This window comes from Mesorhizobium sp. CAU 1732 (genome assembly GCF_039888675.1).
Taxonomy (GTDB): Bacteria; Pseudomonadota; Alphaproteobacteria; order Rhizobiales; family Rhizobiaceae; genus Aerobium.
The window spans coordinates 3,605,670-3,622,300 of sequence record NZ_JBDQQR010000001.1; the positions used below are offsets into that span (position 1 = coordinate 3,605,670).

16 protein-coding genes are annotated in these 16,631 nt (G+C 62.4%); 7 read left to right on the forward strand and 9 right to left on the reverse strand.

What is annotated here, in order from left to right; genetic code table 11:
• Nucleotides 1–237 precede the first annotated feature (237 nt).
• Nucleotides 238–1,122, reverse strand: a complete 885-nt coding sequence (locus tag AAFN55_RS17615; RefSeq protein WP_347800295.1) for a 2-hydroxyacid dehydrogenase — start codon at nucleotides 1,120–1,122, stop codon at nucleotides 238–240.
• Nucleotides 1,123–1,545: 423 nt separating this feature from the next.
• On the opposite strand from AAFN55_RS17615, the gene AAFN55_RS17620 reads away from it, so the two are divergent.
• Both AAFN55_RS17620 and AAFN55_RS17625 read left to right on the forward strand, forming a co-directional pair.
• Nucleotides 1,546–2,673 carry an iron-containing alcohol dehydrogenase gene (locus tag AAFN55_RS17620; RefSeq protein WP_347800122.1) on the forward strand — a complete coding sequence of 376 codons (1,128 nt, stop codon included), beginning with the start codon at nucleotides 1,546–1,548 and terminating at the stop codon, nucleotides 2,671–2,673.
• Between the two features lie 38 nt (nucleotides 2,674–2,711).
• Nucleotides 2,712–3,458 carry an SDR family oxidoreductase gene (locus tag AAFN55_RS17625; protein WP_347800123.1) on the forward strand — a complete coding sequence of 249 codons (747 nt, stop codon included), beginning with the start codon at nucleotides 2,712–2,714 and terminating at the stop codon, nucleotides 3,456–3,458.
• Between the two features lie 208 nt (nucleotides 3,459–3,666).
• Here the strand turns inward: AAFN55_RS17625 and AAFN55_RS17630 are convergent, their stop codons facing one another.
• From AAFN55_RS17630 to AAFN55_RS17655, 6 genes are all read right to left on the reverse strand, one after another.
• Nucleotides 3,667–4,566: a hypothetical protein gene (locus AAFN55_RS17630; RefSeq protein ID WP_347800124.1), complete on the reverse strand. Its 900-nt coding sequence runs from the start codon at nucleotides 4,564–4,566 to the stop codon at nucleotides 3,667–3,669.
• A gap of 75 nt (nucleotides 4,567–4,641) precedes the next feature.
• Entirely contained in the window at nucleotides 4,642–5,202 is a 561-nt protein-coding gene (locus AAFN55_RS17635; protein WP_347800125.1) for an A24 family peptidase, read from the reverse strand.
• A complete protein-coding gene (gene gspD / locus AAFN55_RS17640; RefSeq protein WP_347800126.1) occupies nucleotides 5,199–7,412 on the reverse strand; it encodes a type II secretion system secretin GspD in 2,214 nt (737 codons plus the stop codon). The genes AAFN55_RS17635 and gspD overlap by 4 nt, the downstream gene beginning before the upstream one ends.
• 306 nt (nucleotides 7,413–7,718) lie before the next feature.
• Complete coding sequence (locus AAFN55_RS17645) at nucleotides 7,719–8,996, reverse strand: TRAP transporter large permease subunit (protein ID WP_347800127.1); 1,278 nt, start codon at nucleotides 8,994–8,996, stop codon at nucleotides 7,719–7,721.
• Complete coding sequence (locus AAFN55_RS17650) at nucleotides 8,993–9,538, reverse strand: TRAP transporter small permease (RefSeq protein WP_347800128.1); 546 nt, start codon at nucleotides 9,536–9,538, stop codon at nucleotides 8,993–8,995. The genes AAFN55_RS17645 and AAFN55_RS17650 overlap by 4 nt, the downstream gene beginning before the upstream one ends.
• A gap of 224 nt (nucleotides 9,539–9,762) precedes the next feature.
• Nucleotides 9,763–10,053 (reverse strand): DUF1330 domain-containing protein, encoded by a 291-nt coding sequence (locus tag AAFN55_RS17655; protein WP_347800129.1) that lies wholly within the window; start codon nucleotides 10,051–10,053, stop codon nucleotides 9,763–9,765.
• A 211-nt stretch (nucleotides 10,054–10,264) separates the two neighbouring features.
• On the opposite strand from AAFN55_RS17655, the gene AAFN55_RS17660 reads away from it, so the two are divergent.
• From AAFN55_RS17660 to AAFN55_RS17680, 5 genes are read left to right on the forward strand one after another with little or no spacing between them, the layout of a single operon-like run.
• Nucleotides 10,265–11,074, forward strand: coding sequence for an IclR family transcriptional regulator (locus tag AAFN55_RS17660; RefSeq protein ID WP_347800130.1), 810 nt, complete (start codon nucleotides 10,265–10,267; stop codon nucleotides 11,072–11,074).
• 43 nt (nucleotides 11,075–11,117) lie between these two features.
• On the forward strand, nucleotides 11,118–11,699 hold the full coding sequence (locus AAFN55_RS17665) for a DUF2796 domain-containing protein (RefSeq protein WP_347800131.1): 582 nt from the start codon (nucleotides 11,118–11,120) through the stop codon (nucleotides 11,697–11,699).
• Nucleotides 11,700–11,715: 16 nt separating this feature from the next.
• Nucleotides 11,716–12,423 (forward strand): ATP-binding cassette domain-containing protein, encoded by a 708-nt coding sequence (locus AAFN55_RS17670; RefSeq protein WP_347800132.1) that lies wholly within the window; start codon nucleotides 11,716–11,718, stop codon nucleotides 12,421–12,423.
• Nucleotides 12,420–13,676: an ABC transporter permease gene (locus AAFN55_RS17675; protein ID WP_347800133.1), complete on the forward strand. Its 1,257-nt coding sequence runs from the start codon at nucleotides 12,420–12,422 to the stop codon at nucleotides 13,674–13,676. The genes AAFN55_RS17670 and AAFN55_RS17675 overlap by 4 nt, the downstream gene beginning before the upstream one ends.
• Complete coding sequence (locus tag AAFN55_RS17680) at nucleotides 13,673–14,398, forward strand: DUF3299 domain-containing protein (protein ID WP_347800134.1); 726 nt, start codon at nucleotides 13,673–13,675, stop codon at nucleotides 14,396–14,398. The genes AAFN55_RS17675 and AAFN55_RS17680 overlap by 4 nt, the downstream gene beginning before the upstream one ends.
• Before the next feature lie 76 nt (nucleotides 14,399–14,474).
• On the opposite strand, the gene AAFN55_RS17685 is transcribed toward AAFN55_RS17680, so the two are convergent.
• Both AAFN55_RS17685 and AAFN55_RS17690 read right to left on the reverse strand, forming a co-directional pair.
• A complete protein-coding gene (locus AAFN55_RS17685) occupies nucleotides 14,475–16,160 on the reverse strand; it encodes a GspE/PulE family protein (RefSeq protein WP_347800135.1) in 1,686 nt (561 codons plus the stop codon).
• A gap of 351 nt (nucleotides 16,161–16,511) precedes the next feature.
• On the reverse strand, nucleotides 16,512–16,631 hold a 120-nt coding region (locus AAFN55_RS17690), incomplete at its 5' end, for an NAD(P)(+) transhydrogenase (Re/Si-specific) subunit beta (RefSeq protein WP_347800296.1).

Here is a 16,631-nt window from a genome sequence, read left to right on the forward strand (position 1 = left end):
CCTTTGTCTGCTCAATCGATAGAGACATCGCGCTCCCGACCCGAAAACCAAAGCACCTCCCAGGCCTCGTCCATAATATGGACGCGATGTCCAACAATGCATAGTGGTCAGACTATTAATGGTTGTCAACACTTCATCGCCGCACCTCAAAGTGCCTGATGCTTGCCGGTTGGGTTCACATCATGGCGCTGCTTTCTGCGCACAGTGCAGGAGGCCTCGGCGATCGGTCGGATACTGCTAGGGTACGGGCGTGATCGCCGCTCCACTCTGGAACCAGGCGATCACGTTCCGGGCCACGAGGTCGGCCATAGCGGTGCGCGTACTGACCGATGCGGATCCGATGTGCGGCAGGATCGTCAGGTTATCGAGCGCCAGAAGATCGTCGGAGACATTCGGTTCATCCGCGAGCACGTCGAGACCGGCTGCAGCAATGACCCCTGTGCGCAGGGCGCTGACCAGGGCATCCTCGTCCACGACGGTTCCACGGCCGACATTGATGAACACGCCCTCGGGCCCGAGGGCGGACAGCACCTCGGCATTCACGCTCTTTGCGGTCGACGCGTCCCCCGGAACGATGGAGATGAGCACATCGACGGCACCTGCAAGTTCCAGCAGTGAAGGAAAGTAGTCGTACACGACCCCTTCCGCGGGCCGCCGGCTGTGATAGGCGATGGGCAGACCGAATGCTTCGATCCGCCGGGCGATGCAGCGGCCGATCCGCCCCATTCCGTAAATGCCGACCTTGCGGTTGCGAAGCGTCAGACGGCTGAGCGGATAGTCCGACGCCTTCCACCGCCCCTCGCGAACGAAGGCTGCTGCTTGGGGTATCTCCCGGACGACGCTGATAAGGAGCCCCAGCGTGAGGTCGGCGACCTCCTCGTTGAGGACATCAGGGGTGTTCGTGACGATGATATTCTTGCTGCGCGCATAGGCAGCATCCACCGCGTCGTAGCCGACGCCGTAGCTGGCGATGATCTCAAGGTTGGGAAGGGCGTCTATGAACTGCCGATCGATTCTGGCGCGACAGGCTACGCCACGAATTGAAGCCCGGACCTCTGGGGACAGGTGGCCCTGCAGGTCGCAGTCAGGGATTTCGACCAGGTTGAAATGCGTTCCGAGCATGCGCCGGGCATGCTCGTGCATCCAACCAGGTATCAGCACGGTGGCGGCGGGTTTCGACAACGATTTTCCTTCAGGTTGGGGCACTGCCGGCGAGAATTGCCGCAAGTGAATCAGTGGCTGTCGCGCGGAAGGCCAGTGGATTGCGCAATATTCCCCATTGGCTTCGAGTTCGCGGCGGCTGGCCAGTTCTTCCGGCAAAACCGGAATCTCCACAGTTCCTGTACCATCTCATCCAAGACCGCCACCCAAAACGACCACAATATGGACAATGCGTCCACAAATTGGTAGAACCCTGAGGCTTCCTTGTCAAGGCGGCGGACACACCGCCAGCACGAAGCGGAGCTTGACAAGTGTGCAGTTCTAACGATGATTGGGCAACATGTCCATATAATGGGCAGAAATGGGGCCAGGGAGAACGGCAGCGTGCATACTATAACCTACCTTACAAACATCAGCTTCGGGCTTGGAGCGTCCGAGTCATTGGCAGAAATACTGCGCGAACTCGGCGTATTGCGCCCTTTGGTAATCAGCGATCACGGCATCAAAACTGCTGGTCTTCTTGAGCGCCCGAGCTTCGCGTTCCTGAAAACGGCGCCGGTCTTCCTGGACGTACCCACCAACCCGACGGAGAGCGCAGTTGCTGCTGGCCTTGAGCTGTACAGGCAAGGCGGCTGCGATGGCGTAGTGGCGATCGGCGGGGGCTCTCCGATCGATTTGGCCAAGGGCGTGGCGCTGCTGGCCACGCACGATGGTGAACTCGAGGGTTACGCAGCGATTCTGGGCGGTGTGGCACGCATCACCAGCGCGGTGGCTCCGCTCGTGGCCATCCCGACAACGGCTGGTACCGGGTCCGAAGTCGGACGCGCGGCATTGATCACGCTGGATGACGGCCGCAAGCTCGGATTCATCAGCCCGTTCCTCATCCCCCGCAGGGCGGTTTGCGACCCGGCCCTGACAATGGGGCTCCCCCCCGCCCTGACGGCCTCGACAGGTCTTGACGCACTGTCGCATTGCATCGAGACGTACCTTTCCCCCCGCTATAATCCGCCTGCCGAGGCGATCGCCACCGATGGCTTCCAGCGCATCTGGCAGGCTTTGCCTGTCGCCTACGCGGATGGCGCGAACGCGGAGGCGCGGACCGAACTGATGATGGGTGCCCTCGAAGGGGGCATGACGTTCCAGAAGGGTCTCGGCGCCGTCCATGCCCTCAGCCATGCACTGGGCGGCCTCAAGGAGGCCAAGCTTCATCATGGGACTCTCAACGCCATCCTGATGCCGACCGTCCTTCGGTGGAACGTGGAAATTGAAGCCGTGGCCAGGAAGGTCAGCCACCTCGAGAGCCTGGCCGGACTTGAAGGGACGACGCTCGCGGACGCGCTGGACGACTTGAACCGTCGGTTAGGCATTACGCCCAGACTGTCCGAACTGGGCGTGACCCGGCAGGTCATCGATTGGGTGTGTGAGCGAGCCCTTGCAGACCACAGCCATCCCACCAATCCTCGCCCGCTGACCAAGGAAGACTACGCCGCGATCCTTGAGGCCGTCTTCTAGGCTGCGAACCCTCAGAGAAAGAACAAGGAGGTCATTTCGTGAGACCGATTGTGATCGTAACGGGCGCGAGCCACGGCATCGGTGCCGCAACGGCTCGGCTGTTCGCCGCCGAAGGCTACGATGTCTGCATAAACTACCTCTCGGACACCACCGCTGCGTCCGAAGTCGTCGAGGCCTGCAAGGCCGCGGGCGCCCGCGCCATCGCGGTGCAGGGAGACGTGGGCAAGAGGGAGGACATTCAGGCTCTGTTCAGCGCCTGCGACGATGAACTTGGGCGAGTAACCTGCCTGGTCAACAATGCCGGGATCATCGGGAAAGCCGGAAAGATAGAAGAGTTGCAGCCTGCGGTGCTGGAAACCGCCTTCAGGATCAACGTCTTCGGCGTCATGTACTGTATTCAGGAGGCCGCGAAACGCATGTCCACCCGCAAGGGTGGCCAGGGCGGGACGATCGTGAACATGTCGTCGCTGGCCGCATTCCTCGGCAGTCCCAACGAATATGTCCACTATGCCGCCACCAAGGGGGCAGTGGAATCCATCACATTCGGCGCCGGCAAGGAGCTGGCGCCGGAGGGCATCCGCGTGAATGCCATACGTGTCGGGACCACCAACACGCGGATACACACGCAGGGCGGAAATCCCGAGCGGCCGGCCAGGATCGCGGCGGCGACCCCCATGGGGCGCATCGCGGAGCCTGACGACATCGCGCGCGCAGCGCTGATGCTTGCGTCTCCCGGTTCCGGGTTCATGACAGGCACCCTGATCACGGTGGCCGGAGGGCTGTGAGGCCAGGCGAGAAAATCGCAGAGGAGTGCCAGGTGAGGCTGGCACTCCTGCCAAAGCTCGTCGCGCCTGCCGTCTCGGAACAGGACCTGCATTGACCGTCAGCGCGAACCTCGAACTGGTCGCGCCTCCGGCACCGTTCGGTTTTCCGTGGCCGAAAGGTCATCTTCCGGCACATCAACCGATGCGCCGAAGATCCATTCATATGTTCTCATTCAAGCTCGATCGCCGCGCGACGCCAGTCGAGCACTCTGTAGGGTGCCTCGTCCGCGTTCGATACAAGCATCAATGCCTCGAACGATTCGCTGTAGCCCGACTGCAGGGTCGTCCTGAGATCGACGCGCCAACTCGGTGCCTGCGCCAGCGTGTTGAAGGTCACGCCCGCAAGCGATCGGTCGAGTTCCCCGCGCGACAAGCGGCCGGCGTGGAAATCCATGATCGCCTTTCGCGCCGAGGGGGGCAGGCCAGGAATCTCGCCCAGCAGTGCATCATCGAGCGCTTCCAGGCGAACGCCTGCCAAGCCGGAGGAGACGGTGACATAGGGTTCGATGGCGATGGCCATGTCGGGCGTTATTCCCGGGAAGGCGGCGAGTTCTGAGACCGTCTGAAACAGCTTTGTGTCGTCCCCAGCCTGCTGCGGAGCGGAACCGGCCGGCTGTCCGTTCGGCCGAGTCGGGCCGGCGCGCTGGCCGATGATCTTTGTCGCCAGATCGTCCGCGGTTCCGGGAGCGGCGCCGGCGGCGCGCAACGCGCCAACGATCAGCGGCTGCTCGGCGGTGTTGAGATCGATCCGCAAGGCTTCATTTGTCGCAGAGACGGAAACAACCCCGGTCGGCAGGGTGATCGTTGACGAGATCTGATCGCTCAGCGTACCCACGCCGTCGGCTGGGCCGGCGCGAATCTCGGCCGCTGCCTGCGAGAGCCCGGCTTCCGCCAGAATGCGCGCCGACGCCTTGTCCTCCGTGACGCGCACGCTGGCCACGACACCAGTCATCTGCACGCGAAGGATGACGGCAAGGAACCCCAGGAAAATCATAATCCACAGGACGCTGACGAGGATTGCACCCCGCCGACTCGTTGACGAGTTCACGCCCATTGCCGCAAGACCCATTTCGGCCCCATGCCTCGCCACGAAAAGTTACGCCACGACCTCAAGACTTTGCCCTCCCCGGCTCAATCAATGTGATCACCATGCGGCCGGCAGCCACGCCCAGACGATGACCAGTGCCGGCGCGAGGAAGGTGCCGAACGGAACCTTCGCCACGGCACGCAACGGTCTGCGCAGGCGCATCCCCCGCAACGCGATGAAAATCAGCGCGGCCGATGCGGCAAGCATGATCTGAACGCCGGTCCCGGGAATCCCGACGAGCAGTGCTGATGCCCCAAGCAGCTTGATATCGCCCATCCCGAGCCCGGTCTGCCCGCGCAGGCGCTCGTAAAACATATCGAACAGCCACAGCGCCCCTCCCAGCAGCAGAGCGCCGCCGGCCCGCACGGCGAGTACCTCGGGGTCTCCCGACGCGAACAGCCACTCGGCAAACCCGACAAGAAGGATGCCAAGCGTGTAGCGGTCGGGTATGAGCATCGTCGCGAGATCGTGGACCGCGATCGCCGCGGCGAGACAGCATAGCGCAAGCATCGACGCGACGAAGAATGCGGGGCCTCCGATGAGAGCGGGCACGGTACCGGCGGCGAGCGCGGCTGCGACGGCTGCGGTAGACCGCCCCCGTGCCCTCAGAAGCTTCATTCGATGATCGTCTTGGCCGGCCGCTGCAGCGGGACGTTCAGGGACGGTTCGTTCATCAGCCGCAATTGCGACCGCATCTGCTCAGCCACATGTTGCGCATCCAGGCTGTCACGGATGACCTGTGGCCGGATCAGGATGATGAGTTCGGTGCGCGCCCCGGAATTCTGGTTGGACCGAAACGCGTCGCCGATCAGCGGAAGGTCGCCGAGAACCGGCAGGCCGTCACGGCCGCGCTGCTGGCGTTCGCTGATCAGGCCGCCGAGCATGACGGTCTGGCCGCTGGTCACCGAAACGGTCGAGCTGACCTTTCGTTGCGATATTGTCGGCGTCAGAGACTGCGCCTGGCTTCGCTGGACGGAGCTGATCTCCTGCTCGACGACCAGGTTGATCGTGCCGTTGCCCGTGATGCGCGGGAGGACCTTCAGGATAACGCCGGTGTTGCGGAACTCGACATTGTTGACGATCGGCGCATCCGGATCGGTCACCGACTGCGCAGTGCGCGTCACGATCGGGATCTCGTCACCGACCTGCAGCACCGCCGGCTTGTTGTCGAGGACGACGATCGACGGCGACGACAGCACCTTCACCTCGGTGATACCACGCAGGGCGTCGAGGACGACGCGCGGCTCGGTTTCGGGGCCAAGCAGCAGGTTGAAGCCGGGAAGCGTTCGCGAAAGCACGGCCGCGCCGGCTTCCTTGAACAAGCCCATCGATCCTTTGTTGCCGCCCAGGCCGAGATCGTTGGACGTCAGGAAGAACTGCACGCCGTAGCGCAAGTCGTTGGTCAGTGTCACCTCGGCGATCGTCGCTTCGATAGCGACCTGCTCTTGAGGACGATCGAGCGCCGTGATCGCCTGTTCGATCACCCGTTGCTGGTCGGGTCGCGCGAAGATGAGAATGGTGTTGTTTTCCGGGTTCGCGGTGATGCGCACGCCGCCTCGGGACAAGTTCGCGTTTTCCGCCCCGCCCGCGATCGGCGTTTCATCCGCCATGCTCTGATCCGGCGTCGCATCGGCCGACTGCCAACCGTCTGCGCCCTGATTCTGGCCGTCAGCCTGCGAGCCGGGCGGAAACTGCGAGGCCGGCTCTTCCGAAGCCGACGATGCTGAGGAGCCGTTGAATATCTCGTTGACCATCGATGCAAGGCGCCGTGCCTGCAGGTGCTGGACCTTGTACACCCGCAAATTGGAGGCAGCCGCGTCGATCCGGTCGAGCCGCTGGATCCAGCTTGCCGCGCGCTGCAACTGGTTGCGCGTCTTCGCCACCACCAGAATCGAATTGCTGCGCTCGACAGGCTGGACCCTGATCGTGTTGCGCCCGCGACCGCCCTCCCCGATGTCGAGCACGCGGTTCAGCTCCGGCATCATGGTGGCCGCGCTGGAATTGTGGACGGGGAAAATACCGACCGACTGGTCCGCCAGCCAATCCTGGTCGAATGAGCGCGCTGCTTCGATCGCCGCGGTCCGCTCCGCCGCCGTCCCCTGGAAGATCAGCGCGTTGCGGCTGGGATCCTCGCGCACCATGCCGGGACGGGCGACGAAGTTTTCGAGCAGCGGCAGGATCGTGCTGGCGGAAACGTTTTGCAGGGGAAGCACCGTGACGGCGTAGCCGGGCTGGATGGTTGTGCCCTGGTCGAGTTCGGCGGTTCCGAACGCTTCAGCCGCGGGCACAAGCCGCAGACGGTCGCTTTCGCGCACCATGGCCACGCCGTTGCTGCGCAGCGCGGTTTCGAGCATGGTCAGGATTTCCGCGGCCGGCGTAGGCTTCGACGTCGTGATCGAAACACTGCCCGCGACCCTGGGATCGATCGAGTAGCTGATTCCCAGCACCTCCCCCAGAACGGTACGGGCCGCAACCTTGACCTCTGCGTCCTCGAGATTGACTTCGAACTCTTCGCCGCTCAGCCGCTCAAGCGATCTGCGCTCGCCAGCAGTCAGCTTCTGTTGATAGCCGTAGTATACCTCACCCTGCCGATTGTTCTGCCCGCGGCCAAAGCCGAGGTTCGACAGGAAGCCGCCGCCGGACGGCTTGCGCGCACTCAGATCTGCGTTCGAGACCTTGTCCAGAGGATCCGGCCGGCCGGCAGCATCTTCGAGATAGTCACTGGTGGAGGTACACGCGGTCACGGCCGCCAGAGCGCAGGCCGCCAAACATCTGCGAACCCACACGGCATAGGCATTTGGAGCGCCGCCCTGCCGACCTACCCTCACCTACGCACCCCACGCAAACTGGCATCCGGCTCCCAAAAACCTGGAACGGTACCGTCTATCAAACGCCTGATAACCATAAAGCACGCTTTCTGCTTCCCGCTCGGGCACCGGACACCTCGTCGACGTCGGTCAGCCCGAGGTAGGTGAAGAACTCAAACATGTGCAGCGATTTGACATTGGCCTACGCCAGCGGCTGCAGCTCCTCCCGCGTCAGGATCCCGCCGCAGTCCTCGTGAGAGGACCTGTGCGGCATGGGTGGAAAAGCCATCGTCGAATGTCCAGTCCAACTCCTCCACGGATTGAGTCTCAATGGAACCAGGACGCTGGCACGGTGACCAATGCCGGGAACAGCACCAGCAGCACGATGAGAGACATCTGGGCCAGAAGGAAAGGCCAAACCCCCTTCAGAGCCGATCCCATCGAAACTTGGCTGATCCCGCACACCGTATTGAGGACCGTTCCTACAGGGGGCGTGATCATGCCGATGGCGGCAGTCATGATGAACATGACCCCGAAATAGACCGGGTCGATCCCGGCCGCGATGACGAGCGGCATAAGGATTGGCACCAGGATAGTGATCGAAGGTGCGAAATCGAGCACCATGCCGATGATAAAGATCGCCAGAACGATCATGCCCATCAGCAGGATCGGCATATCGATAAATGGAGCAAGAAGACTGATGAGCTGGCCGGGCAGATTGGTAATGGTCATCATGAAGCCGGTCACCATAGAGGCTGCCACCAGCAGCATGATCACCGCTGTCATGCGACCGGCGTCGAGCAGTGCGTGATAGAGCAGCCGCGGCGTCAGCTCCCGATACACAACCAGCCCCACGAACAGAGCATAGGCGGCGGCAACGACGCCGGCCTCCGTGGGGGTGAAGAGGCCAAACCGCAGTCCGGCCAGGATAATCACCGGCAGCATCAACGCCCAACCGGCGGTCATGATGGCTTTCGGGATGTCCCTTCGCGGAAGTTTGGGCTGGACCGCCGCCGTTTCCTTTTTCGCGACGAACCACCAAGCCACCACGAGGCTCAGCCCCATCATGATCCCTGGCACGATTCCGGCCATGAACAGGCCGATGATGGAAATGTTTGCGGTGACACCCAGGATGATGAATCCGACAGAGGGCGGGATCACAGGGGCGATAATGCCTGTCGCCGCGATCAAGCCTGTGGCTCGATCCATGTTGTAGCCCGCATCCCGCAAAAGGGGGATCAGCATGACCGCCAGCGTCGCCGTATCGGCGATGGCGGATCCGGAGAGGCTGGCCATCACCAGGCCCGTGCCGATGACCACGTAACCGAGGCCGCCACGCAGGTGACCGACGAGCGCCAGGGCCATCGTCACGATGCGGCGGGAGAGGCCACCGGCGTTCATGAGCTCGCCGGCAATGAGAAAGAACGGGATCGCCATCAGCGGATAGCTGTCCGCGCCATTGACCAGACGTTGGGCCAGGATTTGCGCATCCAGATTGCCCATCATCAGCATCAGCGCGACCGCCGACAGCATGAGGGCGAAGCTGATGGGTATCCCGATGCCGATCGCACCAAGTAGGGAACCGAGAAATACCAAGCCGCTCACTGAAGTTTCTCCTGAGTTATAGCGGGGCTTACGGCCAGTGGGGCCTCATCGGACTTTGCTCCCGCCCATGTGCTGGGCAGGGTGCCGCGCAGCCCGCGCCACAGCTCAAGAAGGAGAACCAGAGCCATCATGAGGGCAGCGACGAGCCCCGCGGCGTAAGTGAGGCCGACGGGAAGTCCCGTCAGTGGAGTGATATTGCCCCATTCGATGCGGGTAAGTGCCCAGCTACCCTTTGCGAGGAGCCAGCAGCACCAAAGCATCAGGCCGTATGAAGCAAGAAAGCAGGCGAAGCGCGCCCTTTGAGGCAACCGCGCGACCAGCGCGTCCACGCTGAGATGCGCGCCCTTGGCAAGGCCCACGACGGCTCCCAGGAAGATGATCCAGACGAGGATCACACGGGAGATTTCAACGGAATACGAAATGCCTGAGCTGAAGCCATACCGCAGCACGACATTAGTAAAGATCAGGACGCTCATGACGGCCATGCCGATGACGACAAGGGCGTCAAAAAGCTTGAAAAGCCACTTTAGCGGGGTGGGCATGACTGCTCCTAAAAAGGCTGTGGGTGCATGCAACGATCCTCGCGGCACTCTGACGAGCATCCGGCGACCGTCAGCAGGGCGCTTCCAGCATGCGGATCGGGCATAAGCACCCGATCGCCCGATGAAGGCCTGCCCTGCTCATCCGGTCGAACAGCGCGCAAGGGGGTAAAGACGACGGCCCCTCCGACCAGTTCGATAGGAGGTTTAAAGCGATGATTCCGGTGTCACACACCTTCAACCACGGCAAGATGTGCCTTGGCATGCTTCTCGCGGGCCTTGATAGCCGTCTGATACTCGGGAGAGTTGTAGCAGGCGAGAGCGGTCTCGTAGTCCTTGAACTCGATTACCGCCAGGCGGTTCGCGTCAGGACCTTCCATAACCTGGCTCGTTCCAGCGCGAACGACAAAGGTCGCCCCGTACTTGTCGAACGCTGCCTTGTTCAAGGCAATGTATTCCTTGTAGCCTTCTTGGTTTGCAATATCGACCATTGCAACCCAGTATCCCTTTTTGGTCATTTGCTTCCTCCCTGCAGAACTTCCCACGCCCTCTCGCGAAAGATACGGACGGCCCGCTGCGTTCACATGTGGTGCACACGAGTTTGCCGTTGATCCTCCTCGATCACACGACTAGCATCGACATCATTAACGCTGACTACAATATGGACAGCCTGTCCATGAACGTGTAGTACCCACATGTTCTGTTGTCAAGCTCGCAAGGAGATGCGCCATGGACCGGAGTGATATTCAGGACGAAGCCGATTCTAGGGCGCCTACTCACGTGCAGGGAGCGGCATCGTTCTCGAAGTTCATGACGGTGCTGCAGATCATTGCCGACACCCCCGGAACACTGGACATTGCCCAACTGACCAAGCGCGCGCCATTTCCCCGGGGAACGGTGTACCGCCTCGTTTCGGCGCTCATCGCGGAGGGGCTCATCACCCAGTCGGGAGAGAACGGAACGTTTCGCCTGGGGCCACGCCTCCTCCATCTTGCGGCCAAGACCTGGGAAGATTCCGACCTGCGGACGATCGCAAGGGATTTTCTGATATCGCTCCGAGACGCGACGGATGAGGCAGTGCACCTCGCGGTGCCGAGCAACAACCGGATGGTCTATATCGACAAGCTGGTCGGCTCCAGCACGGTTCAGATGAAAACCAGCATTGGCGGCCAGGTCGAACTTCACTCCACATCCGTGGGCAAGGCGTGGCTGTCCGGCCTTCCGGACCAGCGGCTCATGGAAGTTCTCAAGAGCCTGGATTTGAGGCGTCATACCGCCAAGACGTTCACGACACCCGAAACGCTGTTCGATGAATTGAAGCGGACGCGCGAGCAAGGGTTCGCGTTTGATGACGAGGAGAACGAGCCCGATATCCGGTGTCTCGGCAGCCCGATCTTCAATCGCTTGCGGGAACCGATTGGAGCGGTAAGCATCAGTATGCCCGTGTATCGGCACGACGCGCGGCGCCACGAGCTCTGCGCAAGGCTGGTGCGTCAAACGGCGAAACTGATCAGCACCGAATTGTCCAGGATGGTGTAGCCCGACGCGCCGCAGCGCATATCATCGATTTGGAGATACCGAGGTGGGATTTCATCACTACGCGCGGGCTTTGCTTGCTTCTGGCATGTTTATTTTTGTTTCGGCGGCGCACGCAGAAGAAGAGCGGAGAGAGCTTGGTCCCCATGTCCATGGACACGGGACATTGGCGATTGCTGTCGAGGGCAACAATATTCAGATGGAGCTCGTTGCTCCTGGCATGGATATCGCCGGGTTTGAGCACGAAGCTGAAACCGCTCGGCAAAAGAGAGCTGTCGAGGCCGCGCTTGCCGACCTGAAGGAACCGTTGAACCTCTTCGAATTGCCTGACTCCGCGGGGTGCGCCGTCACCTCCGCCGACGTCAAAATCGTCGCGGAAGAGCACGAAGACGACGACGCCCCGGCCGAAGCTGACAAAACCGCGGGGATCGAAGAGCACGACGACCATCACACCGAGTTCCGGGCCACTTACGCTTTCGCCTGCGCGGATGCCGCCCAGGTCAGGTCGATAAATTTCCGCTTCTTCGATCGCTTCCGGGATTCCTGGGAACTCAACGTGACGTTCATCGATGCGGACGGGGAGACGGCCTTCGCGGTGTCCCGCGAGTTTCGCAACATGGAAAGATAGGGTGGAAGCGCACGCCTTGACCGACGCCGTGAGCTTGCGCGGCGTCGAATACAAGTGGAACGGGCGAGATGCGTTCGCTCTATCTGTCGGCGCCCTCCAGATTCCCCGTGGCGAGCGTCTCCTGCTGCTCGGCCCATCCGGCAGCGGAAAGTCGACGCTGCTCAGCCTGTTGACCGGGATCGTGGCGGCGCAAGCCGGAAGCCTTGAAATCCTGGGGCAACGGCTTGATGCACTGGGCAGCAGCGGGCGCGATCGGTTTCGCGCTGAACACTTTGGGATCATCTTCCAGATGTTCAATCTTCTTCCCTACGGCGCCGTCATCGACAATGTGCTGCTGCCGCTCAGCTTCGCACCGGCGCGTCGCACCCGCGCGACGGCCGCGGGCGGCACTGAGGGCGAAGCGCGGCGCCTCCTGTCGGCGCTGGGACTTCCGGCGGACATCGGGCGGCGAAAGGCGGCCACGCTGAGCGTCGGTCAGCAGCAACGCGTCGCGACCGCGCGGGCGCTCATCGGCTCACCCGAGATCATCGTTGCCGATGAGCCGACATCGGCTCTCGACGACGACCGGCAGCAGGACTTTCTCGACCTTCTGTTCGGCCAGATCGATGCCACGCAGGCGACCCTGATCATGGTCAGTCACGACCGGCGCCTGGCGCGACATTTCACCAGAGTGGTCGAGCTCACCGACATCCTGGCAACGTCGCAGCGCGAAGGCGCCGCGTGATCGTCGCGCGCCTCGCCCTGCAATCCCTGCTCAACCGCTGGATCACGGTTTTGCTGACGGTCCTTGCGATCTCCGTCAGCGTCATGCTGCTGCTCGGCGTCGAAAAGGTGCGCAGCGGGGCGAGGGACAGCTTCGCTGGCACGGTGTCGGGCGCGGATGTGGTCATCGGCGCACGGTCAGGCTCCATGCAGCTCCTTCTCTATTCGGTGTTCCGCATCGGAAACGCCACCAACAACGTCACGTGGCGCAGTTACCAGGACATCGTTTCGCGCGCGGAGGTCGCCTGGGCGATCCCGCTTTCCCTTGGCGACAGTCACCGCGGCTTTCGCGTCATCGGGACCACTCCGGACTATTTCGAGCACTTGCAGTACCGCGGCGGCCAGACCTTGAAGTTTGTCGCAGGCACGCCCTTTGATGACCTGTTCGATGTCGTCCTCGGCTCGGACGTTGCGAGCCGGCTTGGCTATTCCATCGGCGACGAGATCACCGTCGCGCACGGTGCGGGCTCCCTTGGGCCACGGCACGACGACCTCCCGTTTCGCGTGTCCGGCATTCTGGCACGGACCGGCACGCCGGTGGACAAGTCCCTCCATGTCAGTCTCAAGGCTATCGAGGCCATTCATGTCGACTGGCGGTCCGGTTCGCGGATCCCGGGACAAGCTACGCCGGCGGACCGTCTGCGGCAGATGTCGCTTCCTCCGAGGGCGATAACGGCGGCCATCATCGGCTTGAAATCGCGCCTGCAAGTCATCGGATTCCAGCGCGCTGTGAACGAGTACAGGGCCGAGCCACTTTCGGCCGTGCTGCCGGGTCTCGCCTTGCAGGAGATGTGGGGACTGGTCGCCACCGCCGAGACCGCATTGCTTGGCGTCTCCGCGATGGTCGTGGTGACTTCGATGCTGGGCCTGTCGGCGATGATCCTGTCGACGCTCAACGAGCGGCGACGTGAGATCGCAATACTGCGCTCGCTGGGGGCGAGACCCCGCACGGTTGCAGGACTTCTCGTCGGCGAGGCGACGCTGCTGACGGTAGCGGGAATCGCGATCGGTACGGCCGCGCTCTATGCGGTCCTGGTGGTGGCCCACCCGCTTATCGACAGACAGTTCGGTATCGACATCGGCATCCAGCCTCCATCCTCGACCGATGCCCTGTTGCTGTTGGCAATATTGATCGGCGGAATGGCCGCCGGCTTCCTGCCGGCCTATCGCGCCTACAGGATGTCCCTCGCAGACGGCATGATGGTGAGAACATGAAGATCCCCGGCTTCCTTTTCGGCAGCGCGCAATCGATGTTGCACGGCATCGCACTCGTTCTGGCTGTTTTAAGCCTTGGCTGCGGCGGGGCATTCAGCGAGCGCGCCACCCAGTTGACATGGGAAATGCTGGTCCCGCCTACGGAACCGCTGGCAAATTCCCCGGACCACCTTCCCTTCGAGCAGCAGGAGGCATTGAGAAGTGTGCTGTACTGGAAAGGACATCCGTCGGGCGACGTGGACGAAGAGCTTGCCCTTCAGCGCGACGAAGCCAAAAAAACGGTCGACGCCGAGAGGGAGAACCTCGCAAAACAGGGCGTCGATCTTGATACGCTCTACGAACAATACGTAGCCTGGGCTACCGAGGTCGAGAGACGCGGAACGCTTACCGAGCAGAAGTACGACGGCGAGCGGGTAGCGATCGCCGGCTATCTGCTGCCCCTGGATTTCGATCCGGCGGGTACGACCGAGTTCCTGCTTGTCCCCTATTTCGGTGCATGCATCCATGAGCCGCCACCGCCGCCGAACCAGGTGATCTACTTGAAATCCTCCACTCCGTACGCGCCAGCGGCTCTGTTCGAGGGCGTCATGATAACCGGCACGATGCGCGTGCAGTCTGAAAAGAAAGAGCTCTCTTTCGTGGACGGCTCGGACGAAGTTGCCTCGGGCTATCTTTTGGAGGGGGAAAGCATCGAGCCCTATCAAGGCGATGAAGGCGGGTAACAGTGGCCGAGACCTGAACGGAGATTCCAACTGCCACTCGCGGGTCAGAGGCAGGCACTGACGTGGACGGACGCGCTCAGCGAAACCCGGTGACCCTCAGCACCTCCGCCGGCGAGGTGAGACCCTGCCCTGCCTTCCTGGCGCCGTCATGCGCCATCGTGCTCATGCCTCGCTCCAGCGCGAGCGCTTCGATCCTGGAGTGGTCTGCCCCCTGCGAAGCGAGTTCCGTGATCGCCTCGTCGAGGACAAGAATCTCGAACACGGCGATGCGGCCTCGATACCCTGTGCCGTTGCAACGGCCGCAGCCAACCGCGTTGAACACTTTCTGGTTCGGGGAGAACCCGACGGCCTGATAGCGCGTGTCGGAGGAGAAAGTCTCGATCGAAAGAATTCCTTCCTGCTTGCAGTGATCGCACAGCCGCCGCAACAGGCGCTGGGAGATGATGCCGCGTACGGCGCCGACCAGCAGATAGGTCTCGACACCCAGGTCGCGCATACGCGTGAAGGCCGCCGCCGCAGTGTTCGCGTGGACGGTGGTGAGTACAAGGTGTCCGGTGAGCGCTGCCTGCACGGCGGCATGTGCCGTCTCGCCGTCGCGTATCTCGCCGACCAGGATCACGTCGGGGTCCTGCCGCACGAACGTCCGGATCGCGGACGAGAAGGTGATGCCGATCGCCGAGTTGATCTGCGACTGCACGATGCCGGCGATCTGGTACTCGACGGGATCCTCGATGGTCACGATCTTGCGGCTCGGATCGTTGAGCTTCGAGAGCGCGGCGGCAAGCGTCGTCGTCTTGCCGCTGCCGGTCGGGCCGGCGACGGCGATCATTCCATGGGTGTGCTCAAGGAGCCGGTTCAGCGTCTGCCGTTCTTGGTCATCCAGGCCCACGCCCGCGAAATCCAGCAGGACGCTGTCGCGGTGCAGGATGCGCATGACGACAGTCTCGCCATGGATGGATGAGAGGGTGGCGACGCGCAGTTCGACTTCGCGGTCGCCGATGGGAAGGCGCATGGCACCATCCTGAGGCTTGCGGCGCTCGGTGATGTCGAGGCCGGCGAGAACCTTGATGCGCGAGACGATCGCATCGCCCATTTCGTGCGGCGGCGAAGGCATGATCCGCAAGACGCCGTCGATGCGGAAACGCATCACGAGCCGTCCGCGCATCGGTTCGAGGTGGATGTCGGTTGCCCTCAGGTCGAGCGCGCGCCGGAAGATGTCGTCGACGACAACCACAACCGGCGCGCCGCTCGCGAGATCCCGCAGGCTTGCGATAGCCGCTTCGGAGGTTGCTCCTTCGCCGGTGGCCTGGGCGACATCCTGGCTGCCGGAAAGGCGTTCCAGGCAGGATTCCAGATCGGGTGCGGGAACCACGCAGACTTCCACGTCACCATCGAGGACGGATCGCAGCGCCTCTATCGGGTCTGCGTCGCCGGGGTGGAGGACGCCGATGACGGCGTTCCCGTCCGGCGCCGTGAGCGGCGCGATCCAGTTCTCCACAAGAAATCGGTTTGAGAGATTCTGCGCGACGGGCCTGTAGTCAGCGAGCTGCTGCCGGTCGAGAAGCCGCACGCTATAATAGGAAGACAGGAAGCCCGCGAGGGCATCGGCGTCGACGATCTGCGCTTCGATCAGGCGGTGCAGGTCGGAGGCTCGCGATGCCGTGCTCTGACCGAAAAGGCCCCGCGTAGCCTCGCGGCTCGCCAGTCCGGCATCGGCCATGGACGACAAGAGTGGGTGTAGGTCTGTAAGCTCTGGGTTCATTGAACATACCTGTCGCACTTGACCCTTGAGCACAATGGAAGCCTGCTTGCGCAGGCCGTTGCCGGCTGTCGGCTTGGTCCGCACAGCGGTCTGCCTGACGTACAATTCCGGATCCGGCGGTTCCCCGGAAAGCTGCGCCAGACCAGAAGGCTGTGCGGTATAGGTGTCAAGACCCCCTGCCCTTCCACTCCCACCAGACGGTGAACCGGGTGCCACACGAGGTAGCGATTGAGAATCTTTCGCTAGGGAAAGATATCTTGGCCGCAAAGGCAGACTGCGCCGCGTTGGAATGAGCAGGCTTGGAGTGGCTGGAGCCCTTCCCGCTTCATCGCCTTGCCGGGCGTATCAATCCTAGTGATCCATAGCCTTTACGATTTCCTCGGTCATTTTCTTTGCGTCGCCGAGGAGCATCATGGTTCCGTCCTTGTAGAACAGGGTGTTGTCGATGCCGGCATAGCCCGAGCCGAGCGA